This window comes from Streptomyces sp. NPDC059718, from assembly GCF_042733315.1.
Classification (GTDB): Bacteria; Actinomycetota; Actinomycetes; order Streptomycetales; family Streptomycetaceae; genus Actinacidiphila.
The window spans coordinates 80,188-105,449 of sequence record NZ_JBHWGA010000004.1 but is presented as its reverse complement, the minus strand read 5'-3'; the positions used below and the strand labels follow the sequence as shown (position 1 = coordinate 105,449).

The window sequence follows — 25,262 nt, the reverse complement described above, 5'->3', positions numbered from 1 at the left end:
CCGTACGCTCCCGCGGCCATGAGGGCGGCGCGCTCCCTGCCGGGGCGGGCCGCCCTCACGCGTGTCCGGAGGCGTCACCCGCAGGCGTCGAGCAGTTCGGCCAGCGCGCCGTGCAGGGCACTGGCGAGCGTGTCGGCGTCCGGCAGGGACTCCGCGTCCGCGAGCAGCCCGATGTGGACCCGGCGGCGGTACGTGGAGACGGCGACCGCCAGCGACTGCCCGCGGGCGAGCGGGGCGATCGGGTAGAGCTCCGTCATGCGGCAGCCGTCCAGGGTGAGCGGCACGTCGAGCATCGGCACGTTGGTGACCAGCACGTCGAACAGCAGTCGCGCCGAGGCGGCGAGCAGCGGCGCGGCGAAGCGGTGCGCGAGCGGCGGCACGCTGTCGGCCAGCAGCGCCACGGCACCGGGCCCCGAGTCGGGTCCGGCGTCCTTGTTGCGGTCCATGCCCGCGCGGACGTCGCGCAGCCGGGCGAGCGGGTCGGGCTCGCCGACCGGCAGCCGCAGCAGGTAGCCGGAGATGCGGTTGCCCCGGCCGCCGCGCACGCCTCTGCGGCGGCGCCGCGCCACCGGGATCAGGGCGCGCGGGCCCGGACCCGCCGGGTCGTCGCCGCGGGCCTGCATCCAGCGCCGCAGCGCGCCGGCGACGACGGCCATGACGACGTCGTTGACGGTCCCGCCGCTGGTCTTGCGGACCCGGTGCAGGTCGTCGACGTCGAGGGAGGCGGTGGCGAAGCGGCGCTCCGCGCCGCCGGGCGTCCAGGCCGCGCCCAGCGCGGCGGGCCCGCCGGGGTCGAGGGAGGCGCGCAGCACGGCCGAGCCGATGCCCAGGGCGCGCCCGGCCTCGCGCACCCGGTCCGGGAGGGAGGCGACGACCTGCCGCGGATCGGGCAGCGGCAGCGCGGGCAGGTGGATGCCGGGCCCCCGGACCTGGGCCGGCACGGCCGCCTCGGCGCCGGACCGCGACGCCGGAGCCGCCGGGGCGGGGGCGGCCGCCGTGGTGCGGGCCCCCTGGTCGAGCAGGGCGGCGCCGAACTCCACGGCGCGCAGGCCGTCGGCGAGGGCGTGGTGCAGCTTGACCAGGACGCTGAAGGGCGCGTCGGGGGCGCCCTCGATGACGTAGACCTCCCACGGCGGCCGGTCGCGGTCCATGGGCCGGGACATCAGTTCGGCGACGGCGGCCCGGGCGTCGGCCCGCCGGACGGCGTGGACGTGGTGCCGGGCGTCGAAGTGCTCGTCGGCCGCCCAGGCGGCGCCTCCGACGCCGTACCAGACGTCCTTCACGCGCTGCCGCATCCGCGGTACGGCCTCGGCCCGGGCGGTGAGCAGCGCGGCGAGTCCGTCGGCGTCGACCGGGTGCTCCGGGTCGCGGTCGAAGACGGCCACGGCGCCCAGGTGCATGGGGTGACCCGGCGAGTCCAGGTTCCAGAAGGCGAGGTCCAGCGGGCTCAGGTGCTCGTCAGCCAAGGCTCCATGCCTCCGAAAGGTCGGGTTTTGCCCCGGAACGGACTCCAGTTGGTGAAGTGAAACCCCTAAAACCGATTACAGTCAACTACGACCACGATACGGACAGTTAACATCAGGTTGCCCGTGCGATCGCCGGGCGGCGAGACGACGGTGCCCGGAAGGCTCAGAAACCGCGGGTCCGCTTGGCCGCCGCGCGGCGTCGTGCCTGGTCAGCCCCACCTGGCAGCTTGATGAACAGCCGCGCGATCTCTCCTCCCAGGTTCACCCCGATGGCCACGGCGAGCGCCAGCGCCGCCGCCTTCGTCAGCGAGGCGAATCCCTGGTCCAGGTGACCGCGGGTCAGCCCGAGGAGCCCGAAGTACGTCGCGGAACCCGGCAGCAGCGGGCCGATGGCCGCCGTGACGTACGGCAGCGCGGAGGCGTACCGGTAGCGGGAGAGCACCTGGCCGAAGAGACCCACCAGGCCGGCGGCGACGGCGGTGGCCGCGACCGGCGACATGCCGATGCCGATCTTCTCCTGGTGCAGCGCCGCGTAGACCGTCCAGGCGACACCGCCGTTGAGCGCGGCGACCACCAGGACGCCGCGCTCGCACTGCAGCAGCACGGCGAAGGCCAGGCTCAGCACCATCGCGGCGACCAGTTGCACCGGCGGGTTCTCGTAGGCCCGGAAGACCTGGTCGGGGTCGAGTCCGGCGCCCAGGCTGACCCCGGCGTAGAGGATCAGCGTCACGCCGACGACGATGCCGGTGAAGAGGTACATCACCTCCAGCAGGCGCGCGGAGGCGGTGATGTAGAAGCCGGTCAGGCCGTCCTGGACGGCCGCGACCAGGGCCCTTCCCGGGATCAGCGCGAAGAGCCCACCGGTGATGACCGCCGAGGCCTGCAGGGTGCTCGTACCGGGCAGGTGCTGGCCGAACCGGGCGACCAGCACCCCCATGACGGCCGCGGGCATCGCCGCGGCGACGAACTGGTAGAACTCCGGCAGGCCTCGGCCCGCGCACAGCCAGGCCAGCCGGTCGCCCAGCATCGCGCCGAGCGCGGCGATCGCGAACACCAGCGGACCGCCGCCGCCGACCAGCATGCTCGCCGCGCCGGCGAGGAGCCCGGCCGCCGCGGTCAGCAGCCAGCCCGGGTACGGGTGCCGGTTGCGGCGGATCTCGGCGAGCCGCCGGTAGGCGTCCTCCAGGCTGAGGTCGGCCGCGGTGACGTCGTTGATCAGCCGGAAGACGGCCGCGAGACGGGTGTAGTCGGTGGCCCGGCGGCGCACCGTGCGGTTGGCGGTGACCGGCGCGTCCACGAGCGAGGGCTGGTACGAGATGCCCAGCAGGGTGAACGTCACGGTCGGCTCGACCCGTCCGAGCCCGTAGGCGTGGGCGACGCCGAGCATCGCGGCCTCGACGTCCTCCGCGCCCTCGCCGCCGGCGAGCAGCAGCTCACCGATGCGCAGCGTGAGGTCGAGCACACGCGGGACCGGTGGGCCGCCCTCCGCCTCCGGCCGCCGGGCGGGCTGCTCGGGAGCGGGGCGCTCGCCGACGGGCATGCGCAGCATCGTGCGCATCCGGTCGGGCCAGGGGGTCTCCTTGGAGAGGCTGACGACCGGGATGCCCTCGGGGGGCGTGAAGGCCGGGTGGGACAGCTGCGACGAGGTCCGCGTCCCGGGGCGGGCGAAGGCGGAACCCTGCGGTTCGGGCCTGGGCAGCTCCACGCCCAGGGGCGGGGTGAACTCCGAGCCGCCGATCGGCTGCTCGGGCCCGTCGGGCTCCTTGGGGTGCGCCACGGGATCCTCCTTTCGACGCGTGATCACTCGACGGTGCCGGGGTGCGCCAGAGGGGAGGGTGCGGTCACCCTCCCCCCTGGCACAGCGGGACGACTGCCCACTCCCTCCGTCGGCTAACGGCGGTTCGCGCGGTGCCGCCCGCCGGAGCCCCGCTGGAGCGGGGGCTGGCCGGCCTCGTCCTCGGCCTCGTACTCGTGAGCGCCGGGCAGCGGCCCGGGCCCGGTCTTGCGGGAGGCCGCGCGGGCGCGCAGGAACTCGATGGCGATCGGGACGACCGAGAGCAGCACGATGCCGACCAGGATCAGCTCGACGTGCTCGTGGACGAACGCGATCTGGCCCAGCCAGTAGCCGAGCAGGGTCACCCCGGCGCCCCACAGCAGGCCGCCGACGATGTTGTACGTCACGAAGACGCGGTAGTTCATGCGGCTGACGCCGGCGATGATCGGGGTGAAGGTGCGCACGATCGGCACGAAGCGGGCGAGCACGATCGACTTGGCGCCGTGCCGCTCGAAGAACTCGTGGGCCTTCTCGACGTTCTCCTGCTTGAAGAGCCTGGAGTCCGGGCGCCGGAAGAGCGAGGGCCCGACCTTGCGGCCGAAGAGGTAGCCCACCTGGTCGCCGGCGACCGCGGCGAGCACGACCAGCACGCAGACCAGCCAGATCGGATAGTCGAGCTTGCCGCCCGCGACCAGCAGGCCGCCGGTGAAGAGCAGGGAGTCACCCGGCAGGAAGAAGCCGATGAGCAGACCCGACTCGGCGAAGACGATCGCCAGCAGGCCGATCAGGCCCGCTGACGAGATGAGGTAATCGGGGTCGAGCCATTGCGGGCCCAGGGCGATAGTCGTCACGCGCCAAAAGTATCAACGTGGTCGCGACCGAACCGTTCCCAGTCCGCGAACGCTCGGCTACGGTCCTCCCAAGCGTTTTACCGTGCAACACCGCAAGTCGCCCGTCACTCCTGAATCATCATGATCCGGCGGAACCCACATGACTCGCGCCATCTCCCTGCACGACGTCTCGAAGACCTACGGCCGCGGCGTGCGCGCCGTGGACCGCTTCTCCCTGGACATCGCCCCCGGCGAGTTCCTGGTGCTGCTCGGCCCCTCGGGCTGCGGCAAGTCCACGGTGCTGCGCATGATCGCCGGCCTGGAGGACATCACCTCCGGCGAGCTGCTCCTGGACGGCGAGTACGCCAACGACCTGGCGCCGGGCGACCGGAGGATGGCCATGGTCTTCCAGAACTTCGCCCTCTACCCGAGCATGACCAGCCGGGAGAACATCGGCTTCCCGCTGCGCTTCGAGATGCCCGGGCAGGACACCGGGCCCCGGGTCGCCGAGACCGCGCGGACGCTCGGCATCGAGGACATCCTCGACCGCTACCCGGGCCAGTTGTCCGGCGGCGAGCGGCAGCGGGTCGCGATGGGCCGGGCCATCTCGCGGCACCCGTCCGTCTTCCTGATGGACGAGCCGCTGTCCAACCTCGACGCCAAGCTCCGCTCGCACCTGCGCGCCGAGATCGCCCGGCTGACCCGCGGCATGGGCGTGACGACCGTGTACGTCACCCACGACCAGGCCGAGGCGATGTCGCTGGGCGACCGCGTGGCGATCATGCGCAACGGCGTGCTGCAGCAGGTGGGCACCCCGCGTGCGGCGTACCACCTGCCGCAGAACGTCTTCGTGGCCGCCTTCATCGGCACCCCGCGGATCAACCTCATGGAGGCGACCGTGGTGGCCCCGCTGGACGGCGGGATGTGGATCGACCTCGGACGGCAGCGGCTCGTCCTCCCCCAGCCGCTGAGCAGGGACCACCAGATGCTCCGCATCCAGCAGGGCCGGCCGGTCATCGTCGGCCTGCGCTCGGAGGCCGTGCGCATCGACCGGCCGAGCAGCGCGCGGCCGGGCGAGGTGGTGCTGAGCGGTGTCGTGGAGCACGTGGAGTACCAGGGCCACGAGTCGCTGGTGCACCTCGGCACCGGCGCCCGCGCGGCCGTCGTGCCCGAACTGGAGTCCGCCCGTCCGGGCACCGGGCGGCAGCGCTCCCGGGCGGCGTCCCGGCAGGTCGGCGCGGCAGGCCTCGGCCGGTTGGTGCAGAAGGCCGCCGCACGGGTCTCCGGCCAGGGCCAGACGGCCGTACTGGACCCGCCGGGGCAGCGGCCGGAGACCGAGCGGCCCGCCACCGGGGGCGGCGACCTGGTCGTGCGCACCGGGCCCGACCTGCGGCTGCGCGCCGGACAGCACGTGCCGCTGCTGGTCGACCTCGCGCACCTGTACGTCTTCGACCACGCGGGCCACCGGATCTGCCCGGCCCCGGACCGGGCACCGCACCTGGAGTACTGAGACCGCGCGGGACGGCGGCGGGGGGACGACGATGCCCGTATGGGTATCGACGAGTACGGCGGCGGACAGTCGCCCCGGTCCGCCGTCCTGGTGGTCACCACGAACGACGTGCCGGGCTACCGGGTGGAACGGGTGATCGGTGAGGTGTTCGGCCTCACCGTGCGCTCCCGCCACCTGGGCAGCCAGATCGGCGCGGGCCTGAAGTCCCTGATCGGCGGCGAGCTGAAGGGACTCACCAGGACCCTGGCCCAGACCCGCACCCAGGCGATGGAGCGGCTGGTGGAACAGGCGCAGTCACGCGGCGCCAACGCGGTGCTGGCGATGCGCTTCGACGTCGGCGAGGCCGCCGACGCCGGCACCGAGGTGTGCGCCTACGGCACGGCGGCGGTGATCAGCCCCGCGCCCGCCTAGCGTTGGCGACGATCGCGTCGTGGACGTACTGCGCGGTGCCCGGCGCGATCGCCTCGTAGAAGGCGTTGAAGCGCGGGTCCGCCAGGTACATCTCGGCGAGACCGGTGTGGATCTCGTACGTGCAGTCGTAGTAGTGGTCCACGATGAACCGCCGGTGCTCCTCGGCCAGGTCCATCGCCGCCTCGCCGTCCGCCGGGGCGCCGGACCCGCGCAGCGCGACCAGCCGGGCGCCCCAGTCCTCCTGCTCGGCCTTGATGCGCAGCCAGTCCTCCTTGGTGTAGGAGGCGGCGCGGCGCTGCGACTGCTCGTACGCCTCGGTGTCGCCCCAGCGTTCCCGGGTCTCCTCGGCGTGCCGGTCGGGGTCGTAGTCCCCGAAGACCTCGAACTTCTCCTCGGGCGTGAGGTTGATGCCCATCGTGCGTGCCTCCATGGCTCGTTGGACGGCGTCGGCCATCTCCGTCAGCTTCCCGATCCGCGCGGTCAGCAGTTCGTGCTGGCGCCGCAGGTGCTCCCGCGGGTCCGCGGCCGGGTCGTCGAGGAGGACCGCCACCTGGTCCAGGGGGAAGCCGAGCTCCCGGTAGAAGAGGATCTGCTGCAGCCGGTCGAGGTCGGCGTCGCTGTAGCGCCGGTGGCCCGCGTGGCTGCGGGCGCTGGGCGAGAGCAGTCCGATCTCGTCGTAGTGGTGCAGCGTGCGGACGGTCACGCCGGCGAAACCCGCCACCTGCCCGACCGGGTAGCCCGTGCTCGTGTTCATGACCACACCCTCCGGCCTCACGCCACGTGAGGTGCAAGTGCCATATTGGTGCGCATGCTGGGAATCACCGACCTGTCGACGTACGTGCTGGGCACCGTACTGATCGTGCTGCTGCCGGGGCCGAACTCGCTGTACACCCTGTCCGTCGCGGCGCGCCGCGGCGTCCGGACGGCGTACCGCGCGGCCCTGGGCGTCTTCCTCGGCGACACCGTGCTGATGACCGCTTCGGCGGCGGGCGTGGCCGGGCTGCTCCAGGCCAACGCCGTGCTGTTCGGCATCGTGAAGTACGCGGGCGCCGGATACCTGGCGTGGATCGCCGTCGGCATGGCGCGGGCCGCCTGGGGCATGTGGCGGTCCCGGGGCACCGAGCCGGTGGCACTGACGACCGCTGCCGAGGAGGTGGCGGACGCCGAGCGGCCGTTCCGGCGGGCGCTGGTGATCAGCCTGCTCAACCCCAAGGCGATCCTGTTCTTCATCTCCTTCTTCGTGCAGTTCGTGGACCCCGGTTACGCCCACCCCGCGCTGTCCTTCCTCGCGTTGGGCGCCATCGCGCAGGTCTTCAGCTTCTGCTACCTGACGCTGCTGATCTTCGGCGGCACCTACCTGGCCGCCCAGTTCCGTCGTCGCAGGCGCCTGGCGGCGGGACTCACCTCGGGCGCCGCGGCGCTCTTCCTGGGCTTCGCGGCCAAGCTGTCGACGTCCTCGGCGGGCTGACCGGACCCCGGCCGGGGCCGGTCGCCGCCCGACCTGCCGGTGACCGGTTTCACACGTATCGTGACGGTATGTCGCTGCACAAAGGTGCCGAGGGCCTGCCGAAGCTCGCCGTGAACCCCTTCTACGCCGGGGCCGACCCGGTCGCCGGGATGCGCGCGGCGCCACCGAAGCACCGGCTGCCCGACGGCCCGATGGCGCCCGCCACGGCGTACCAGCTCGTCCACGACGAGCTGATGCTCGACGGCAACGCCCGGCTCAACCTCGCCACCTTCGTCACCACGTGGATGGAGCCCGAGGCCGGGGTGCTGATGGGCGAGTGCCTCGACAAGAACATGATCGACAAGGACGAGTACCCGCGCACCGCCGAACTGGAGCGGCGCTGCGTGTCGATGCTCGCCGACCTGTGGCACGCCCCCGATCCGGAGAGCGCCGTCGGCTGCTCCACCACCGGCTCCTCCGAGGCCTGCATGCTCGCCGGGATGGCCCTCAAGCGCCGCTGGATGAGGCGTGCCGGCGACGGCACCCGCACGTCCCTCGCACGCCGCCTGACGAGGCGCGCCGGCGACCGCCACCCGGGCGCCGGCCGCCCCAACCTGGTCATGGGCGCCAACGTGCAGGTCTGCTGGGAGAAGTTCTGCAACTTCTGGGAGGTCGAGCCGCGCCTGGTGCCGATGGAGGGCGACCGGCTGCACCTGGAGGCGGACACCGCCGTCGCGATGTGCGACGAGAACACCATCGGGGTCGTGGCCGTCCTCGGCTCGACCTTCGACGGCTCCTACGAGCCCGTGGCCGAGATCTGCGCCGCGCTCGACGCCTTCCAGGAGCGGACCGGGCTCGACATCCCCGTCCACGTCGACGGGGCCTCCGGGGGCATGATCGCGCCCTTCCTCGACGAGGACCTGGTCTGGGACTTCCGGCTGCCCCGGGTGGCCTCGATCAACACCTCCGGCCACAAGTACGGGCTGGTCTACCCCGGCGTCGGCTGGGCGCTGTGGCGGGACACCGACGCCCTGCCCGAGGAGCTGGTCTTCCGGGTCAACTACCTCGGCGGCGACATGCCGACCTTCGCCCTGAACTTCTCCCGGCCGGGCGCCCAGGTCGTCGCCCAGTACTACACCTTCCTGCGGCTGGGCCGGGACGGCTTCCGTACCGTCCAGCAGACCGCCCGCGACGTGGCCGTCTACCTCGCCTCGCGGATCGAGGAGTGCGGGGACTTCCGGCTGATCACCCGCGGCGACCAGTTGCCGGTCTTCGCCTTCACCACCGCCGACCACGTCACCGCCTACGACGTCTTCGACGTCTCCCGGCGGATGCGCGAGCGCGGCTGGCTGGTGCCCGCCTACACCTATCCGGCCGACCGCGAGGACCTGGCGGTGCTGCGCATCGTGGTCCGCAACGGCTTCTCCGAGGACCTCGCCGACCTCTTCCTCGCCGACCTGAAGCGCTACCTCCCCCAGCTGCGCGACCAGGAGCACCCGCTCCACCCGCCCGGCGAGGCGCCCACCGCCTTCCACCACTGAGCGCCGCGTCGCGGGGCACACGCTCCCCATGGGGAAGGACGAACAGACCAAGGGCACCGTCTTCATCGCCCTCGCCGCGAACCTGGTGATCGCCGTGGCGAAGGCGGTCGGCGGGCTGCTCACCACCTCGCCGGCGCTGCTGTCGGAGGCCGCGCACTCGGTGGCCGACACCTTCAACGAGGTCTTCCTGCTGGCCGCGCTGCGCCGCAGCCGGCGCAGGCCCGACGCGCGGCACCCCTTCGGCTACGGCAAGGAGCGCTGGTTCTGGTCGCTGCTCGCGGCCGTGGGGATCTTCGTGATGGGCGGCTGCTTCTCCTTCTACCAGGGCGTGTCCGCGTTCCACGAACGCGAGCCGCACACCACGCAGGCCTTCCTGACCGCCGTGGCCGTCCTGGTCGTCTCCCTGCTCGCCGAGGGATCCTCGCTGCTCAGGGCGCTGCTGCAGGTACGCGGCGGGGCCCGCGAGCACGGCCGCCCCTTCCGCACCGAACTGCGCGAGGGCGACGACCCCACGCTGCGCACCGTGCTCGGCGAGGACAGCGCCGCGGTGCTCGGCGTGCTGCTGGCGCTCACCGGCGTGGTGCTGCACTGGACCACCGGCGACCGCACCTGGGAGGCGTACGCGTCCCTGGCGATCGCCGCCCTGCTGATGTACGTCGCCTACCGGCTCGGCAAGGACTGCCGGGACACCCTCATCGGCGAGGCCGCCGACCCCCGGCTGCGGCAGCGGGCGCACGAACTGCTCACCCTGCAGCCGGAGATCGACACGGTCACCGCGCTGCTGACGATGCGCCTGGGGGTCGACTCGGTGCTGCTGGCCGCCCGGGTGGACCTGACCGAGGGCATCGACAGCGAGACCGTGGAGGAGGCCGCGGTCCGCATCAAGCGCACCCTGGCCGGGGAGTTCCCCGAGCTGGACCAGATCTTCCTGGACGTCACGGACGCCTCCGACGAGGACCGCCGGGCGGCGCACCGGCTGCGGCGGTCCCTGCGCGCCGAGGCGGGCAAGGACGAGGGCGGGGGCTGACCGGTCGCCCGGCCGGCCCCCGCCCTCGTGCGGGTGGTGCCGCGTGCGTCAGCGCACGTCGACGTAGACGGCGGTGCCGTCGCTGTCGAAGTGCTTGGAGTCACCGAAGTGCTGGATCAGCCACTTGCCGTCGGAGGACGGCTTGCCCTTCACCGTGGCCTTGCCCGTCGAGCTCGTGGTGCCCGAGGCGACGTACGTCCACTTCGTCGAGCCCTTCTTCTGGAAGAACAGCTCGACGTGCCGGCCCTTGTACGGCCGCCAGGAACCGGAGACGTACTCCTTCAGCGTGCCGGTGAAGGTGACGGTGGCGCCCTTCTTCACCTTCGTCGCGGACGCCTTGATCGAGTACATCCGGGTGTTGGTGCGGGTCAGCCGGACCGGCTTGGTGGTGCTGTCGGCGAGCTGGTCGGAGACGTAGTGGTGCAGCCGGTAGTAGCCGTCGAGGTGACCCCACTTGGTGATCGTCACCACGCTGCCGTTGTTGTCGGCGTGCGCGGTGCCCAGGTCCTGCCAGCCCGTCTTGCCGTCCTTGGAGTACTCCAGGTGGACGACCTGGGGCTGGTAGAGGGACGTCACCCGGTCGTACGCGGCGTACAGCCGGGCGGACAGGGTCACCTTGGTGTCCGCGGCGATCTTGGCGCTCGCCTCCGTGAAGACGGAGTCCGCCGGGAGGACGATCGAGCCGCCGGCGGAGACGGAGGCGGTCAGGTAGGGGTCCGCCTCGCCGGCCGACCAGGACCCGTACACGGCGGGAGCCGCGATCACCTTGCCGGTGAAGGCACCCGAGGCGTCGGTGGTGACCGTGACCTGACCCGTGCCGCTGAGCGCCAGCGCCACCGGCACCCCGGCGACCGGCGCGCCCGTGGTGTCCTTGACGTGGCCGCTGATCGTCACCGCCTGGCCGGGCACCGCGCGGGTGCGGTCGGCCGTGGCGGTGACGATCACGTCGGTCTGCCGGATCTCCGGGCTCCCGGCCTCCGCGGTGACGGACCCGTGCACCCGCCCGTCGTCCACGGAGAGCGCCGCCCTCAGCCCGGACCACGCGACGACCGGGAACTCCTGGGAGGTGAAGGACCCGTCCGCCCCGGTCACGGCCTGCCCGGTGCTGTCGGGCCGCCCGTCCACGGAGTAGTAGGTGCGGGTCACGCCGACCGTGGCGCCCTCGACGGGCACCTGGTCGCCGCTGCCCGGCTGGACGCCCAGGAGCGTGCCGGTGACGGCCGTCGTGCGGTGGTCCTTGTCCAGCACCGTCCGCGTCAGGGCGGTGCCGGTGAGGACCGGCCGCAGGGTGAAGTCCAGGGTGCCGGCGCCCGTGCGGGTGACGGTGTGGCCCTGGTCGTCGGTGGCGGTGACGTCGATGGCGTACCGGCCCAGGTGCGGCATGGCGCCGCCGTCCTCGGTCAGCTTCAGCAGGGCGCCGGACGGCACCGACCAGCGCTCGCCGGCTCCGGCGAGCGACAGCGCGTCCACGACGACCGCGTCGCCGTCGCGCACCGTCGCCGTGACCGAGGTGACCGCGGCGCCGGGGACGTCCGTCCACACCGGCACCGTGAAGGAGCCGCGCTCGGCGTCGGCCGTGCGGGCCACACCGATGCCGACCGGGCCCGCGTCGTCGGCGAGGGCGGGGGTGACGGCGAGACCGCCGGAGAGCGCGGCCACCGAGGCGATCAGCGCGAGGGCGCGCCGGGACTCAACGGGCATTGACGTACTCCGTCTTCGACTCGCTGTAGAAGTGCGTGGAGTCGGCCTCCAGGTAGGCGCCCCACGTGCCGTCGCCGTAGGCCTTGGTGCCGAGGCTGAAACGGCCCGAGGAGTCGGTCCTGCCCTTCACGGTCCAGTACCAGGTGCTCTCGCCCTTGGGCCGGAAGACGATGACGACCTTCCCGCCCTTGTACGCCTTCCACTTGCCGCCCGACTGGTACTGCAGCGTGCCGCGGGCCTTCAGCGCACCGCCCACGCGCGGGCTGTTGGGCGTCATGTCGAAGGAGACGATCCGGGTCACCGTGCGGTGCAGGCGCTTCTTGGCCGAGGCCACCGCGAGCATCCCGTCGGACTCGGCGTGGTACAGGCGGTAGTAGCCGTCCGTGTAGCCGTAGGCGCTCACCGAGAAGGAGCACTTGCCGCCGGAGGAGTCCCCCGCGGAGCCCGACTTGAGGGTCTTCCAGCCGGTGCTGCCGTTCTTGGAGTACTGCAGGGAGACCTGCGCGTTCCAGCAGGAGCCCGCCAGCTTGCCCTTGGCGGTGACCTTCCCGTAGGCGTCCAGCGACATCGTGACGCCCGAGTAGGAGCCGGCCGTGGGCACGTTGACCAGGTGCTCGGCGTAGGCGAAGCCGGACACGTACTCCGACGGCTTGACGTAGGTGTAGTGGTACGTGGTCTTCGTCGCCGTCGCCGCGAGCGAGAAGTTCCCCGAGGCGTCCGCGGTGCCCGTGCCCATCAGGCCGGGCGTGGTGTACCGGTACACGTCCGGGGGCTGCGGGGTGGTGACCAGGGGTGCGCCGGCGAACGGCTTCCAGCCCTCGTCGGTCAGCCGCTGGACGGTGCCCCGCATGGTGAAGGTCTTGCCCTGGTGGACCCGCTTGGCCGACGGATCGGCGCTGATCCGGTACTGCACCGCCTTGGCCGGCAGCTCCGGGAGGGCGGCCGGGGCCACCGGGTCGGTGTCGGCCCCGCCACTGACGACGGCGGTGCCCGCGGTGAGCGCTCCGCCGGGCGTCACGCCGACCGAGAAGGTGCCGTCGGCTCCGGACGTCGCCGTCGCCGAACCGTGCTTGGTGTCGACCCCGACGCGGGCGGTCCAGTTGACCCGCACCGGAGTGCCGGGCGCGGCCGGACCGGTCGTGCCGGTCGCCGGGTCGAAGGTCGTGACGGCACCGGTGAGCACCGCCGACTGGTGGTCGAAGTCGGTGTGGTCGCGGTCGTAGGCGAGCGTGCCGACCCCGGTGTGCAGCCGGTAGCCGAAGAGCCCCGCCCCGCCGTGCGCGGCGCCGCTCCAGTGCTGGACGGTGCCGCCGGGCAGGCGGTAGTCGACGTCCACCGGGTAGTCGCCGAACGCCGTGCCCGCGGGCAGGCCGACGGGCCGGTCGGTGTACCAGCCGCGCTGCCACGAGAAGGACAGGTCGTCGGTCGAGGCCAGTACGGGCGCGTCCGCGGCCGCGGAGGCCCGGACGCTCACCTTGACCCACAGCGCCTCGCCGTCGGCCAGGCCCACGGCCAGGGTGCCGTCGTCGCCGGTCGTCAGACCGCTGACCGTCACGTCGTCGGCGAAGGCGGGCCAGGCGGTCAGCGGTCCGGCCGCGAGGCCGGTGGTGAGAAGGAGAACGGATGCACTTCGGAGGACGGCAGCCCGATGTGCGCGCGGAATGCGCATGCAGGACCCCCCACAGGTCAGAAAGCGGCGCCGAAACGGTCAGCGCCGGAGGCCGAACAATAGCGAACCTGTGGGGAAGCTGTGGGGGGTGGGGTTCCCGTGCCGGTCGGCGGCCGTCAGTTGCCGATCAGCACGCCGTGCCGGGCCAGCCAGGGCAGCGGGGCGACCGACGAACCCATCTGCGGCGTGACGCGGACCTCGAAGTGCAGGTGCGGTCCGGTGGAGTTGCCGGAGTTGCCGGACCGGCCGATCCGCTCGCCGGCGCGGACCCGCTGCCCGGGGACGACCTCCAGGACGGACAGATGGGCGTAGTGCGTGCAGTAGCCGTCGTCGTGCCGGACGACGACCTGGTTGCCGAAGCCGTCACCGCACGCGGCCACCACCACCGTGCCGTCGCCCACCGCGCGGACCGGGGTGCCCGGCGGCACCGCGAAGTCCTGGCCGGTGTGACGGTGCGCCCAGTGCGCCCCGGAGGCGTCGTAGCCGGCGGTCAGCGTGGAGTGCGCCACCGGGCGCACCCAGTGCGGGGCGCCCGGGCGGTGGGCGGCGGCGGACGACCGGGGCGAGGTCCGGGGGAGGTCGCGCGGGCAGGCCGCCGAGAGCCCCTCGTGGGCCATGAGCGCCAGGTCGCGGGCGGACAGCCCGGCCCGGGCACGCAGCAGCCGCGCCTCGATGCGCCGGCGGAGCGCGTCCTTGCGGCGGGCCTCGCGGGCCAGCACCGCCAGCGTCCGGTCGACGGCCTCGGTGTCCGCCGCCAGCCTGCGCTCGGCCAGCATCCGCTCGGCCAGCAGCGCCGCCTGCGCGTGGTCGCCCTGCCGGGCCAGCGTCGCGCCCTCCAGCAGCCGGTCGGGCCGCCCGGACAGCAGCAGCCGCGCCGAGGGCCCCAGCCCCCCGTTGCGGTACTCGCTGCGCGCCATCGCCCCGATCCGGTCACGCAGCACGTCCAGCCTCCGCCGTTCCACCGCCGCGGCCCGGTGCAGCAGCCGCAGGTCGGCGCGCTTGCGGCGGACCGCCCGCTCCGCGTCCTCGTACGCCTGCACCGCACGGGCCGCCTGCGCGTACAGCCGCTCCACCCGGGCCGGGGGGCCCGGGCGCGGCCCGGGGTGCTCGCCGGCCACCGCCGGCGAGGCGGTCAGCAGCAGGCAGAGGGCCACGGCCGCCGTCCTCCATCGCATCGCCCGATCCTTTCGGGCCGGTCACCGCGGGGCCCGGACGACACGCCCCGCCGCCCGGCGGCCACCCGGCGGGGTGACCGCATCCGGGCGTGCGCCCGGCGGGGGACCGCCCGATCATGGGAACGGGCGCACTCGGCGGACAGGAGGGTGACCGGGTGAGCGGTGACGGTGAGCCCGGCGGCTGGTCACCGCCGGACGACGGGGTCCTGCGGCAGGTGCTGGACGGGACCCCCGCGGGCGTGGGCATCTACGACCCGCAGCTGCGCTACGTCTACGTCAACCCCGCCCTCGCCCGGATGAACGGCCTGCCCGCCGAGGCGCACCTCGGCCGCCGGATCACCGAGGTGCTGCCGGACCTGGACGACGCGGGCGAGGAGGCGCTGCGCCAGGTCCTGTCCGACGGCAAGTCGCGCGAGGTGCCCTCCAGCGGCCGCACCCACGCGGAGTCCGGGACGGGCCGGCGCTACTGGCAGGGCGCGTACCACCGGCTGGACGCGGCGGACGGCACGGTGCTCGGCCTCGTCGGGATCATGCTGGAGGTCAGCGCGTCGCGCCAGCACCAGCAGGAGCTGGAACGGGCCCGGGAGCGGCTGGCCATCCTGGACCGCGCCGCCACCTTCATCGGCACCACCCTGGAGATGGACGAGACCTGCGCCGAGCTCGCCGGGTTCCTCGTGCCGCTGCTGGCCGACATCGCCACCGTCGAGGTCTTCCCCACCGAGCGCTGCACCCCCTACAACCGCGGTGTGCTGCGGCTGCGCCGGGCGGCGATGGCCGCGCTGCCGAACCTGCGCGAGCAGGTCAAGATCTTCGGCGAGCCCGGGGAGTACGTGGAGTACCCGTCGGGCACGACCATCCCGCGCTGCCTGCAGTCGGGCAGCCCGGTGGTGCAGAGCCTCTTCGAGGACGACGCCCTGGGCCACGGCGGGTCGGCCCGCGAGCGGATGGACGCCTTCCGCTCGGTGGGCATCCACTCGGCGCTCGTCGTGCCGCTCGCGGCACGCGGCGAGCCCATCGGCACGGTGACCCTGGTCCGCTGCGGCGAGTCCCCGGGGTTCACCGAGCGGGACACCGAGACCGTCCAGGACATCGTCCGGCGGGCCGCGATCTATCTCGACAACGCCCGCCGCTACACCCACGAGCACGGCATCGCCCTGGAGTTGCAGCGCGCCCTGATGTCGGAGCCGGGCTCCCCGCACCCCTCCGTGGAGGCCGCGTTCCGCTACCAGCCGGCCGGCAGCACCGCGCTGGTGGGCGGCGACTGGTACGACGCCGTACGGCTGTCCTACGGGCGCACCCTGCTGGCCATGGGCGACGTCATGGGGCACGGGGTGGAGGCCTCGGTCGACATGAGCCAGTACCGCTCGATGCTGCGCTTCGTGGCCGCGGCCGACCTGCCGCCGCACCGCATCCTGCGCCGGCTGGACACCCTCATCTCGGAGACCGAGTCGGGCCGTCCGGCGAGCTGCCTGCTGGCCCTCGTCGACCCGGTGCGCAACACGTGCACCTACTCCAGCGCCGGTCACCTGCCGCCCGCCGTCATCCGGCCGGACGGCACGGTCGACATCGTCGACGTACCGGTCGGGCCGCCGCTGGGCACCGGCCACGGAGGCTACGAGCCCGTCGCGGCCTCCTGCCGGGCCGGTGACGTCCTGCTGCTGTACACGGACGGTCTGGTGGAGCGGCGCGGGGAGGACATCGACGCCTCGCTCGACCGCCTCGCCGGGTTGCGCCTGCACTCCGACGGTGATCTGGGCGGACTGGTCGACCGGGTGCTGTCCCTGCTGGTCGTGGAGCCGGCCGACGACGACATCGCGGTCCTCGCGGCACGGATCATGCGATAGGCGGATCAACCGCTCGGAGTACCACAACGGGCGGATCCCGATTTGCGCCCGCACGATGATCAGACGGGCCGCCGCAGGGGCGGGCCCGGGAAACCGGCCCCTCGGGGAGGATCTGCCGTGACCGTCAGTCTGGCGCATCTGCGTCGTTGCTCCGTTGCCGTCGACCTCGGGGCGTCGCGCACCCGTGTCTACCTCAAGCACCAGGGACTCGTCGTGGACGAGCCGAGCGTGGCCGCCGTCAACGCGCACAGCGGTGCCCTCATCGCGGTCGGCTCGCTCGCCGAGAAGATGACGGGCCGCACGCCCGAGCACATCCGCGTGGTCCGCCCCATCCAGGCCGGCATGGTCGTCGACATCGAGATGGCCCAGCGCATGCTCCGTCACCTGCTGGGCGGTCAGCTCCGCAAGGCGTGGCGGCGCAAGCCGATGCTCCGGGCGGCCGTCTGCACCCCCAACGGCAGCGGGCCGCTGGCCCAGCGGGCCGCCGTCGAGACGATGTACGGCCTCGGTTCGCGGCGGGTCGAACTCGTCGACTCCGTCATCGCGGCCGCCATCGGGTGCGGACTGCCGGTCGAGCAGCCCGAGGCGACGATGATCATGCTGGCCGGGGCGAGCACCACGCAGATCGCGGTCATGTCGATGGGCGCGATCGTCGCGGCGGAGACCATCGCGGTGGGCGGCGAGGCGATCGACCACGCCGTCGTCCAGCACCTGCGCAACACGCACGAACTGGTGCTGCCCAGCCAGTCGGTGCGGCCCCTGCACGAGATCCTCTCGGCGCCCGGCCCCACCGCGCCCAGCGCCGAGGTCCAGGGGCGCGACGTCGCCAGCGGCATCGCCCGTACGGTCCGCGTCGACACCGAGGCGGTGCGGCAGGCGATCCGGATGCCCATGGCGACGCTGGTCGACGGGATCGGCCAGACGCTCAGGCGGTGCCCGCCGGACCTGGTCGCCGACCTCACCGACCGCGGCATCATGCTCGCGGGCGGCAGCGCGCTGCTGCCCGGCCTGGACATGATGCTCCGTCAGGCCACCGGGATGCCGGTCACGATCGCGGACCGGCCCGACGTCTGCGCGGTGCGCGGGCTGGGCGCGATGATGGAGGGCCACCCCGTCCCGATGCCGCTCGACCCGCTGTCCGTGTAGGCCCCGGGCCGGGTTCAGACGTCCAGGACGAGGCGGGAGCCGGCGGCTCCCCGCGAGACGCAGACGAGCATCGCGTCGTCCGTGCGGCGGGCGGCCGCACTGCCGCCGTGGCGGACCGCGTCCGCGCCCGCCAGGACCCGGACCCGGCAGGTGCCGCAGAAGCCCTGGCGGCAGGAGTACGACGTCGCGGGCCGCGCCCCCGTCAGGACGGAGAGCGCGGTGCGGTCGGCCGGGACGGGGAGCGCCTCCCCGTCCCGGCCGAGCTGTATCTCGAAGGCGGTGCCGTCCGTGATCGGCGGCGGCGAGAAGCGCTCCACGTGCAGCACCGGGGCCGGGCGCAACGCCGGGATCAGCGCCGGCGGACCGCAGAAGTAGACCGCCGTACCCGCGTCCGCGCCCGCCAGCAGCTCCGCCCCCGTCGGGGGACCACCGGCCTCCTCGTCGGTGCGGACCCGCACCCGCCACGGCTCGTGCGCCGCGCACTCGGCCAGCTCCGCCAGGAACGGCAGCGTCGCCCGGCTGCGCCCCGCGTACACCAGGCGCCAGTCCGCCCCGGCGGCGGCCGCGGCGCGCACCATCGGCAGGATCGGCGTGATCCCGATGCCGCCCGCGAGGAAGAGCAGCGACCCGGAGCCGGTCAGGGCCAAGGGGAAGGCGTTGCGCGGGCCGAGGGTGCGCAGGACCGCGCCCGGGGCGAGGGCGTGCATCTCGCGGGACCCGCCCTCCCCGTCCGGGACGAGCCGCACCGCCACCCGGTAGGCGTCCCGTTCGGCCGGGTCGCCGCACAGGCTGTACTGGCGGCGGCGCCCGGACGGCAGGTCGAGGTCGAGGTGGGCACCGGGGTGCCAGGCGGGCAGCGCGGCGGTGCCGCCGTCCGCCCGCACCAGCCGCAGCCCCACGACGCCCTCGGCCGCCGCGGTGACCTCGGCCACGCGCAGGGCCAGCGAGCGGTCCACGGCGGCCGTCTCGCGCACCGGCCGCCGCCCGCTGCCGCGCACCAGCAGCGGGGTGATCCGGGCGAGCAGCGCGAGCAGCGGCTCCGGGCGGGAGCCACCGGCCCGGCGGGGCGGCGGGGTCGCCCATGCCGGAGGCGGGGGAAGGGTGCTCGGGTCGGGCAGGGACACGTGCGGGGACCCCCTAGTGGAGCGCCGCGCGCGCGGCGGGCGAGGACGCGAGGTAGGCGACGGCCTGCGTGGTGGACCCGTACTGGGACGGGTGGTAGCCGGGCCGCAGGTAGGAGAAGAAGAGCCGGACGACCGCGCGCGGCGGCGGCAGCAGCCCCCGCCGGGCACCGCGGTACCAGTCGCGCCAGCGCGGCTTCCCGGCGCCCACCGGGTCCTCGGCCATGAGGCAGCGCAGGCCGCGCACCCACCAGTAGAGCAGCACGGGGAAGGCGACCAGGTGCGCCCGCACCCGGTGCCGGTAGCGGCCGTCGAGATGGGTGAACAGGTCGTACGCGACGGCGCGGTGCTCGACCTCCTCCGCCCCGTGCCAGCGGTAGAGGTCGAGGACGGCCCCGGCCTTCTCGTGCTTGTCGAGGGCGTCCAGCGCGTGCGCGTTCAGGATCCAGTCGCCGAGGAAGGACGTCACGTGCTCGATGGCGGCGATGATCGCGACCCGCTCGACGAGCCAGCCGTGCGCGGCCCTGCCGGTCAGACCGCGGTCGCCGAGCATCTCCTGGAAGAACCAGCGCAGTTGGGCGACGAACCCCTCGGTGTCCAGACCCGCGTCGTTGAAGTGGCCCAGCAGTGACTGGTGGGCTTGGGAGTGCATCGCCTCCTGGCCGATGAAGCCGATGACGTCCTCGCGCAGCCGGTCGTCCCCGATCATCGGCACGGTCTGCTGGAAGACGGTGAGGAACCAGTCCTCGCCCTCGGGGAGCAGGATGTTGAGGACGTTGGCGAAGTGGGTGAGGAAGGCGTCGTCGTCCAGGTAGCGGACGGGCAGGCCGTCCCAGTCCCAGTGCACGTCGCGCGGCTTGAGGACGAGGTGCTCGGGCTCGGCGGTCATGCCGCGGTCCTTTCCTTCTCGGCACGTTCGACCAGGCGGGCGGCGTGTTCGGCGACGAGGTCCGGGCGGTGGGACGGCAGCCAGTGGCCGCCGTCCACGTGGTGGATCTCGGCCCCGGGCGCCCAGTCGGTGATCTCGGTCTGCCAGGGCGGCAGGACGAACACGTCCTTGGACGGGGCCAGCACGACCGCGGGGAGCGCGGCGTGCCGGACCCGGGGGCGGAGCATGCGGGGCAGCACGTTGGCGCGGTAGAGCTTGAGCCCGGCACGGTTGCGGGCGGCGAGCCCGGGGCCGTAGCCGGAGGGGCCCTCGCCGGTCTCCAGGCGGCGCAGGGCCGTGACGACGCCGTCCAGGAGGCCGCTGCGGCAGGCGAGTTCGGCGATCCCCGCCAAGTGGAAGAAGCCGACGTACTGCGAGGCCAGCGACTGCTTGGCGAGCTTGAGCAGGCGGGCGGGCGTCGGCCGGCGCAGCTGGGCGCGGTACCAGCGGCCGGTGTGGTCCAGGTCGGGGCCGGAGATCGAGGTGATCGAGGCGTAGCGGTGGGCGAGCTCGGGGGTGCTGACGGTGTGCCAGCTCTGCACCGACCCCCAGTCGTGGGTGAGCAGGTGGACCGGGGCCCGCGGGCTGACCGCGTCGGCGACGGCGGTGGTGTCGGCGGCGAGCTGCGGCAGCCGGTAGGCGCGCGTGCGGCGCGGGACGTCCGAGGCACCCGAGCCGCGCACGTCGTACGTCACGACGTGGAAGCCGCGGGCGGCGAGGCGCCCGGCGACGCCGTCCCACACACCGTGGTCGTCGGGGAAGCCGTGCACGCACAGCACCGTGGTGCCGGCCGGGTCCCCCTGCTCGTACACCGCCAGCCGCACCCCGTCGGAGGCCGTGACCCAGCGCTGCGCCATGTCCGCCGCCCTTCGCCTTCGCCTTCGCGTCACCGCGTCGTCGGTTGGTCGTTCCGTCGCCGTTGCGCTGTCGTTGCGCCGCCGTTCCCGGCGGCCACGATGGCAGCTTGTTGACGCCGTGTCTAGCAGTGGGACGGTATAGCTTTGCCGCCGTGACCGGTGAGAACGCGATACTGCGACGACGGCTCGGCGTCTTCGACGCCACCGTCGTCGGGCTCGGCTCGATGATCGGCGCCGGGGTCTTCGCGGCCTTCGCCCCGGCCGCCCGCGCGGCAGGGTCCGGGCTGCTGCTCGGGCTCGCGGCGGCCGCCGTCGTCGCCTACTGCAACGCCATGTCCTCGGCCCGGCTCGCCGCGCTGTACCCCGCCTCGGGCGGGACCTACGTCTACGGGCGCGAACGGCTCGGGCCGTTCTGGGGCTACCTGGCGGGCTGGTCCTTCGTCGTCGGCAAGACCGCCTCCTGCGGGGCGATGGCCCTGACGATCGGCGCGTACGCCTGGCCGGAGCAGCAACGGGCGGTCGGCGTCGCCGCGGTCGTGGCGCTCACCGCCGTCAACTACGCGGGCGTGCAGAAGGCGGCCTGGCTCACCCGGGGCATCGTCGCGGTCGTCCTCGCGGTGCTCGCGGCCTTCGTGGTCGCCGCGTTCACCGGCGGCGACGCGGACGCCGCCCGGCTGGACATCGGGGCCGACGCGACCGCGGGCGGGGTGCTGCAGGCGGCCGGCCTGCTGTTCTTCGCCTTCGCCGGGTACGCCAGGATCGCCACGCTCGGCGAGGAGGTCAGGGACCCGGCGCGCACCATCCCCCGCGCGATCCCGTTCGCCCTCGGCATCACCCTGGCCGTCTACGCCGCCGTCGCCGTCGCCCTCCTCGCGGTGCTGGGCCCACAGGGGCTCGCCCGCTCCGCGGCGCCCCTGGCCGACGCCGCGGGCGGCCTCGCGCCGCTGATGCGGGTGGGCGCGGCGGTCGCCGCCACCGGATCCCTGCTCGCGCTGATCCTCGGGGTCTCCCGCACCACCCTGGCCATGGCCCGCGACGGGCACCTGCCGCGGACCCTGGCCGCGGTGCACCCCCGGTCCGGGGTGCCGCACCACGCCGAACTCGCCGTCGGCGCGGTCGTCGCCGTGCTCGCCGCCACCGCCGACCTGCGCGGGGCGATCGGCTTCTCCTCCTTCGGCGTCCTCGCCTACTACGCCGTCGCCAACGTCTCCGCCTGGACCCTGGGCCCCGGCGCCCGGCGCGCCGTCCCCGCCCTCGGTCTGCTCGGCTGCCTCGCCCTGGCCTTCGCCCTCCCCTGGACCTCCGTCACCGCGGGCGCGGCCGTCCTGGCCATCGGGGCGGCGCTGTACGCGGCACGCGCCCGCCACACCCGGCCCGCCTGACCTCCGCCACCTCGTCCGAGGCGCCCGCGACACGACCTGGGGCGGGAATCAAACGTGGCCGCCGGGCGCTGGGGACGGGGTGAAGAAGATCGGATTCCTCTCCTTCGGTCACTGGTCGCCCAGCGAGCACTCCCGGGCCCGGTCGGCCGCGGATGTCCTGCACCAGTCGATCGATCTCGCGGTCGCCGCCGAGGAGCTCGGCGTGGACGGTGCGTACTTCCGCGTGCACCACTTCGCCCGGCAGGCGGCCAGCCCGTTCCCGTTGCTCGCGGCGATCGGTGCGCGGACCTCGAAGATCGAGATCGGCACCGGCGTGATCGACATGCGCTACGAGAACCCGCTGTACATGGCCGAGGACGCGGGCGCCGCAGACCTCATATCGGCCGGCCGGCTGCAACTGGGCATCAGCCGCGGCTCACCGGAACAGGTGATCGACGGTTGGCGCCTGTTCGGCCACCACCCCGAGCCGGGCGAGACGGACGCCGACATGGCCCGCCGCCACACCGAGGCGTTCCTCGCGGTCCTCGGCGGCGAGGGCTTCGCCACGCCCAACCCGCGGCCGATGTTCCCCAACCCGCCCGGGCTGCTGCGGATCGAACCGCACTCCGAGGGACTGCGCGACCGGATCTGGTGGGGCTCCGCGTCGAACGCCACCGCCGTGTGGGCCGCCGAGCTGGGCATGAACCTGCAGAGCTCGACGCTGAAGAACGACGAGACGGGCGAGCCGCTGCACGTCCAGCAGCGCAAGCAGATCGAGGCGTACCGCGAGGCGTACCGGAAGGCGGGCCACACCCGGGAGCCGCGGGTGTCGGTCAGCCGCAGCATCTTCGCCCTGACCGACGACCTCGACCGGGCCTACTTCGGCCGCGACCGCAACTCCCGGGACCAGGTCGGCATGCTCGACGACACGACCCGGGCCGTCTTCGGGCGCTCCTACGCCGCGGAGCCGGAGGAACTGGTGAAGCTGCTGCGGGACGACGAGGCGATCCAGGCCGCGGACACCCTGCTGCTGACCATCCCGAACCAGCTCGGGGTCGACTACAACGCGCATGTGCTGGACAGCATCCTCACCCACGTGGCTCCGGAACTCGGCTGGCGCTGAGCACCGGTCGCCGTGAGGTCATCCACCACGGGTCCGAGACCGCCCTGCTGCGCGACCTGTACCGCGCCCGCCAAGCCGTCCCGGGCGGGAGGGCGTTGCCCGACTGAGATCCATCCGCAACGGCCCCGATGCCACCCGCCCGCCCCCTCCTGCGTCACAGTCGCAGAAGGCGCAGGGGGCGCCCCCGGGGGAAGCAGGTGACGGTGATGCGGCGGATCACGGCGGCGGTGCTGGCGGCGGTGGCGGCCGGAGCGGTCCTGACGGGTTGCGGCGCGAACACGGACCGGGGCCACGCCGGTGACACGCGGCGGCCCGGACCGGTACGGGGCGCGGACGGCGCCCCCAAGGGCGGCGGCTCCGAGTGGAACGGGCAGGGCACGAACCAGGACCGGGGCCTGGAGCGGGCGCCCGACGCGTCACAGCTGTCGACCTTCGCGCTGGACGTCGACACCGCCTCGTACGGCTACGCCAAGCGGCGGCTCGACGAGGGCTCGCTGCCCTCCCCCTCGGACGTGCGCTACGAGGAGTTCGTCAACAGCTTCCGCCAGGACTACCCCACCCCCGCGGGCGACGGCTTCTCCGTCACCGTCGACGGCGCCCGCATCGGCGACGAGGAGGGCTGGTCCCTCCTGCGGGTCGGCCTCGCCACCCGCCCCGCCGACGAGGGGAACCGGCCGCCGGCCGTGCTCACCTTCGTCGTGGACGTCTCCGGCTCCATGGGCGATCCGGGCCGGCTGGACCTCGTCCAGAAGGCGCTCCGCGCCGCGGTCGGCGAGCTGCGGGACGACGACTCCCTGGCCGTCGTGACCTTCAGCGACCGCGCACGGGTCGCCCTGCCGGCGACCCGGCTCGGCACCGGGGGCGCCCGGCAGCGCGCCCTCTCCGTCGTCGACCGCCTCGCGACGGAGGACTCCACCAACCTGGAGGCGGGCCTGCGCACCGGCTACGACGTGGCCCTGGAGAGCGCCCGGCGCGGGGCCACCAACCGGGTCGTCCTGCTCTCCGACGCCCTCGCCAACACCGGGCAGACCGACCCCGACGCCCTCCTGGAACGGATCGACCGGGCCCGCTCACAGCACGGCGTCGCCCTGTTCGGGGTAGGCGTCGGCAGCGAGTACGGCGACGAACTGATGGAGCGGCTGGTCGACAAGGGCGACGGCCACACCTCGTACGTCTCCACCCCGGCCGAGGCCCGCGCCCTGTTCGTGGACCGGCTGCCCGTCAACATCGGCCTGCGCGCCCGCGACGCCAAGGCCCAGGTCGCCTTCGACCCGAACACCGTCGAGCGCTACCGCCTGATCGGCTTCGAGGACCGCGCCGTCGCCGACGAGGACTTCCGCGACGACCGCGTCGACGGCGGCGAGGTCGGCCCCGGCCACACCGTCACCGCGCTCTACGCCGTACGCCTGAAGGCGGGCGCCCGGGGCCACGTCGCCACCGCGACCGTGCGCTGGCTCGACCCGCACGACCGCTCCCCGCACGAGGCGGCGGGCGCCGTCGAGGCGGACCGGCTGGCCGGCCGGCTGTGGGACTCCGGCACCTCGTCGCGGCTCCGGGTGGACGCGGTGGCCGCCTACTTCGCCGACGCGCTGCGCACCTACGACACCGGCGACGAGCAGCTGCCCGGCGCCCCCGGCCTCGCCCGGCTCGGCGACCGCGCGCACGCCCTGGCGGCGACCACCGAGGACCCGGCGGTGCGCGACCTGGCGGAAGCCGTGGACAGCGCGTACGCGCTGCGCGCGGGCTGATGGAGTATCAGTGAACCCATGACAGAAGAGAAGGAACCCGAGCCCCAGCTCGACGCCCGCTTCAGCAGCACCGGCGCGGCCCCCACGACCTGGCACGACGCCCGCGGGCACCTGGCCGGAGCCGAGATCTACTGGCTGACCACCGTCCGTCCCGACGGCCGCCCCCACGTCACCCCGCTCATCGGGGTCTGGCTGGACGACGCCCTGCACTTCTGCACCGGCGCCGACGAGCGCAAGGCCAAGAACCTCGCCCGCAACGGCCGGGTCGTCCTCACCACCGGCAACAACGCGCTCGGCGAGGGCCTGGACGTGGTGCTCGAGGGCAAGGCGGCCCGCGTGCGCAGCGAGAACCAGCTGCGCCGGATCGCCGCGGCGTACGAGGCCAAGTACGGCTCCGTATGGCACTTCGACGTGGGCGACCAGGTCTTCGTCGGCGACGGCCACGAGGCCCTGGTGTACGAGGTGGAACCCACCACGGCCTTCGCGTACGCCCGCGGCACCACCTACAGCCAGACCCGGTGGCTCTTCTAGGCGTACGCGGCCGGGACGTGGACGACGTGGACGACGCCGTGCCGGAGGTCCG

The 25,262-nt window shown here is 73.8% G+C and carries 21 protein-coding genes; 11 read left to right on the top strand and 10 right to left on the bottom strand.

Annotated features, from left to right (window positions below):
- Window positions 1–74: 74 nt before the first annotated feature.
- The 3 genes from ACFV3E_RS07025 to ACFV3E_RS07015 all read right to left on the bottom strand — a co-directional run bounded on the left by ACFV3E_RS07025 (window position 75) and on the right by ACFV3E_RS07015 (window position 4,091).
- Window positions 75–1,466, bottom strand: a complete 1,392-nt coding sequence (locus tag ACFV3E_RS07025; protein WP_500533778.1) for a wax ester/triacylglycerol synthase family O-acyltransferase — start codon at window positions 1,464–1,466, stop codon at window positions 75–77.
- Window positions 1,467–1,629: 163 nt separating this feature from the next.
- The gene (locus tag ACFV3E_RS07020) at window positions 1,630–3,243 is read right to left on the bottom strand and encodes a threonine/serine exporter family protein (RefSeq protein WP_500533777.1); all 1,614 of its coding nucleotides are present in this window, start codon (window positions 3,241–3,243) and stop codon (window positions 1,630–1,632) included.
- Window positions 3,244–3,356: 113 nt separating this feature from the next.
- Window positions 3,357–4,091 (bottom strand): DedA family protein, encoded by a 735-nt coding sequence (locus ACFV3E_RS07015; protein WP_500533776.1) that lies wholly within the window; start codon window positions 4,089–4,091, stop codon window positions 3,357–3,359.
- A gap of 139 nt (window positions 4,092–4,230) precedes the next feature.
- Here ACFV3E_RS07015 and ACFV3E_RS07010 point away from each other — a divergent pair, with 139 nt between their 5' ends.
- On the top strand, window positions 4,231–5,580 hold the full coding sequence (locus ACFV3E_RS07010; RefSeq protein WP_500533775.1) for an ABC transporter ATP-binding protein: 1,350 nt from the start codon (window positions 4,231–4,233) through the stop codon (window positions 5,578–5,580).
- Between the two features lie 39 nt (window positions 5,581–5,619).
- Entirely contained in the window at window positions 5,620–5,991 is a 372-nt protein-coding gene (locus ACFV3E_RS07005; protein ID WP_500533774.1) for a YbjQ family protein, read from the top strand.
- Here ACFV3E_RS07005 and ACFV3E_RS07000 read toward each other — a convergent pair.
- A complete protein-coding gene (locus tag ACFV3E_RS07000) occupies window positions 5,972–6,745 on the bottom strand; it encodes a MerR family transcriptional regulator (RefSeq protein ID WP_500533773.1) in 774 nt (257 codons plus the stop codon). The genes ACFV3E_RS07005 and ACFV3E_RS07000 overlap by 20 nt on opposite strands.
- A gap of 54 nt (window positions 6,746–6,799) precedes the next feature.
- On the opposite strand from ACFV3E_RS07000, the gene leuE reads away from it, so the two are divergent.
- The 3 genes from leuE to ACFV3E_RS06985 all read left to right on the top strand — a co-directional run bounded on the left by leuE (window position 6,800) and on the right by ACFV3E_RS06985 (window position 10,006).
- The gene (leuE, locus tag ACFV3E_RS06995) at window positions 6,800–7,459 is read left to right on the top strand and encodes a leucine efflux protein LeuE (RefSeq protein WP_500533772.1); all 660 of its coding nucleotides are present in this window, start codon (window positions 6,800–6,802) and stop codon (window positions 7,457–7,459) included.
- Window positions 7,460–7,527: 68 nt separating this feature from the next.
- On the top strand, window positions 7,528–8,979 hold the full coding sequence (gene gad, locus ACFV3E_RS06990; RefSeq protein WP_500533770.1) for a glutamate decarboxylase: 1,452 nt from the start codon (window positions 7,528–7,530) through the stop codon (window positions 8,977–8,979).
- 28 nt (window positions 8,980–9,007) lie between these two features.
- Window positions 9,008–10,006 carry a cation diffusion facilitator family transporter gene (locus ACFV3E_RS06985; RefSeq protein WP_500533769.1) on the top strand — a complete coding sequence of 333 codons (999 nt, stop codon included), beginning with the start codon at window positions 9,008–9,010 and terminating at the stop codon, window positions 10,004–10,006.
- Window positions 10,007–10,054: 48 nt separating this feature from the next.
- Here the strand turns inward: ACFV3E_RS06985 and ACFV3E_RS06980 are convergent, their stop codons facing one another.
- From ACFV3E_RS06980 to ACFV3E_RS06970, 3 genes are all read right to left on the bottom strand, one after another.
- The gene (locus tag ACFV3E_RS06980) at window positions 10,055–11,707 is read right to left on the bottom strand and encodes a carboxypeptidase-like regulatory domain-containing protein (protein WP_500533768.1); all 1,653 of its coding nucleotides are present in this window, start codon (window positions 11,705–11,707) and stop codon (window positions 10,055–10,057) included.
- The gene (locus tag ACFV3E_RS06975) at window positions 11,697–13,376 is read right to left on the bottom strand and encodes a hypothetical protein (protein WP_500533767.1); all 1,680 of its coding nucleotides are present in this window, start codon (window positions 13,374–13,376) and stop codon (window positions 11,697–11,699) included. Before ACFV3E_RS06975 ends, ACFV3E_RS06980 begins: the two co-directional genes overlap by 11 nt.
- 116 nt (window positions 13,377–13,492) lie before the next feature.
- Window positions 13,493–14,551: a M23 family metallopeptidase gene (locus ACFV3E_RS06970; RefSeq protein WP_500533765.1), complete on the bottom strand. Its 1,059-nt coding sequence runs from the start codon at window positions 14,549–14,551 to the stop codon at window positions 13,493–13,495.
- A 155-nt stretch (window positions 14,552–14,706) separates the two neighbouring features.
- Here ACFV3E_RS06970 and ACFV3E_RS06965 point away from each other — a divergent pair, with 155 nt between their 5' ends.
- Together ACFV3E_RS06965 and ACFV3E_RS06960 are read left to right on the top strand one after the other, a co-directional pair.
- Complete coding sequence (locus ACFV3E_RS06965) at window positions 14,707–16,395, top strand: SpoIIE family protein phosphatase (RefSeq protein WP_500533764.1); 1,689 nt, start codon at window positions 14,707–14,709, stop codon at window positions 16,393–16,395.
- 117 nt (window positions 16,396–16,512) lie between these two features.
- Window positions 16,513–17,541 (top strand): rod shape-determining protein, encoded by a 1,029-nt coding sequence (locus ACFV3E_RS06960; RefSeq protein ID WP_499512538.1) that lies wholly within the window; start codon window positions 16,513–16,515, stop codon window positions 17,539–17,541.
- 14 nt (window positions 17,542–17,555) lie between these two features.
- Here the strand turns inward: ACFV3E_RS06960 and ACFV3E_RS06955 are convergent, their stop codons facing one another.
- The 3 genes from ACFV3E_RS06955 to ACFV3E_RS06945 are packed head-to-tail and all read right to left on the bottom strand — an operon-like array spanning window position 17,556 to window position 20,447.
- Window positions 17,556–18,665 (bottom strand): PDR/VanB family oxidoreductase, encoded by a 1,110-nt coding sequence (locus ACFV3E_RS06955; protein WP_500533763.1) that lies wholly within the window; start codon window positions 18,663–18,665, stop codon window positions 17,556–17,558.
- Between the two features lie 13 nt (window positions 18,666–18,678).
- Window positions 18,679–19,551: a metal-dependent hydrolase gene (locus ACFV3E_RS06950; RefSeq protein ID WP_500533762.1), complete on the bottom strand. Its 873-nt coding sequence runs from the start codon at window positions 19,549–19,551 to the stop codon at window positions 18,679–18,681.
- Window positions 19,548–20,447, bottom strand: a complete 900-nt coding sequence (locus ACFV3E_RS06945; protein WP_500533761.1) for an alpha/beta fold hydrolase — start codon at window positions 20,445–20,447, stop codon at window positions 19,548–19,550. Before ACFV3E_RS06945 ends, ACFV3E_RS06950 begins: the two co-directional genes overlap by 4 nt.
- 152 nt (window positions 20,448–20,599) lie before the next feature.
- Between ACFV3E_RS06945 and ACFV3E_RS06940 the strand changes: the two genes are divergently transcribed.
- The 4 genes from ACFV3E_RS06940 (at window position 20,600) to ACFV3E_RS06925 (ending at window position 25,210) form a co-directional block, all read left to right on the top strand.
- A complete protein-coding gene (locus ACFV3E_RS06940; RefSeq protein ID WP_500533760.1) occupies window positions 20,600–21,829 on the top strand; it encodes an APC family permease in 1,230 nt (409 codons plus the stop codon).
- A gap of 79 nt (window positions 21,830–21,908) precedes the next feature.
- Window positions 21,909–22,931, top strand: coding sequence for an LLM class flavin-dependent oxidoreductase (locus tag ACFV3E_RS06935; RefSeq protein WP_500533759.1), 1,023 nt, complete (start codon window positions 21,909–21,911; stop codon window positions 22,929–22,931).
- Window positions 22,932–23,137: 206 nt separating this feature from the next.
- Complete coding sequence (locus tag ACFV3E_RS06930) at window positions 23,138–24,679, top strand: vWA domain-containing protein (RefSeq protein ID WP_500533758.1); 1,542 nt, start codon at window positions 23,138–23,140, stop codon at window positions 24,677–24,679.
- 18 nt (window positions 24,680–24,697) lie between these two features.
- On the top strand, window positions 24,698–25,210 hold the full coding sequence (locus tag ACFV3E_RS06925; protein WP_500533757.1) for a pyridoxamine 5'-phosphate oxidase family protein: 513 nt from the start codon (window positions 24,698–24,700) through the stop codon (window positions 25,208–25,210).
- The last annotated feature ends 52 nt before the right edge of the window (window positions 25,211–25,262 follow it).

Bases quoted from the DNA above. Each gene is read 5' to 3' on its own strand.
- ACFV3E_RS07010 (WP_500533775.1), top strand. From the start codon at position 4,231: ATGACTCGCGCCATCTCCCTGCACGACGTCTCGAAGACCTACGGCCGC.
- ACFV3E_RS07005 (WP_500533774.1), top strand. From the start codon at position 5,620: ATGGGTATCGACGAGTACGGCGGCGGACAGTCGCCCCGGTCCGCCGTC.
- ACFV3E_RS07000 (WP_500533773.1), bottom strand. From the start codon at position 6,745: ATGAACACGAGCACGGGCTACCCGGTCGGGCAGGTGGCGGGTTTCGCC.
- leuE (WP_500533772.1), top strand. From the start codon at position 6,800: ATGCTGGGAATCACCGACCTGTCGACGTACGTGCTGGGCACCGTACTG.
- gad (WP_500533770.1), top strand. From the start codon at position 7,528: ATGTCGCTGCACAAAGGTGCCGAGGGCCTGCCGAAGCTCGCCGTGAAC.
- ACFV3E_RS06985 (WP_500533769.1), top strand. From the start codon at position 9,008: ATGGGGAAGGACGAACAGACCAAGGGCACCGTCTTCATCGCCCTCGCC.
- ACFV3E_RS06980 (WP_500533768.1), bottom strand. From the start codon at position 11,707: ATGCCCGTTGAGTCCCGGCGCGCCCTCGCGCTGATCGCCTCGGTGGCC.
- ACFV3E_RS06975 (WP_500533767.1), bottom strand. From the start codon at position 13,376: ATGCGCATTCCGCGCGCACATCGGGCTGCCGTCCTCCGAAGTGCATCC.
- ACFV3E_RS06970 (WP_500533765.1), bottom strand. From the start codon at position 14,551: ATGCGATGGAGGACGGCGGCCGTGGCCCTCTGCCTGCTGCTGACCGCC.
- ACFV3E_RS06950 (WP_500533762.1), bottom strand. From the start codon at position 19,551: ATGACCGCCGAGCCCGAGCACCTCGTCCTCAAGCCGCGCGACGTGCAC.
- ACFV3E_RS06945 (WP_500533761.1), bottom strand. From the start codon at position 20,447: ATGGCGCAGCGCTGGGTCACGGCCTCCGACGGGGTGCGGCTGGCGGTG.
- ACFV3E_RS06930 (WP_500533758.1), top strand. From the start codon at position 23,138: ATGCGGCGGATCACGGCGGCGGTGCTGGCGGCGGTGGCGGCCGGAGCG.
- ACFV3E_RS06925 (WP_500533757.1), top strand. From the start codon at position 24,698: ATGACAGAAGAGAAGGAACCCGAGCCCCAGCTCGACGCCCGCTTCAGC.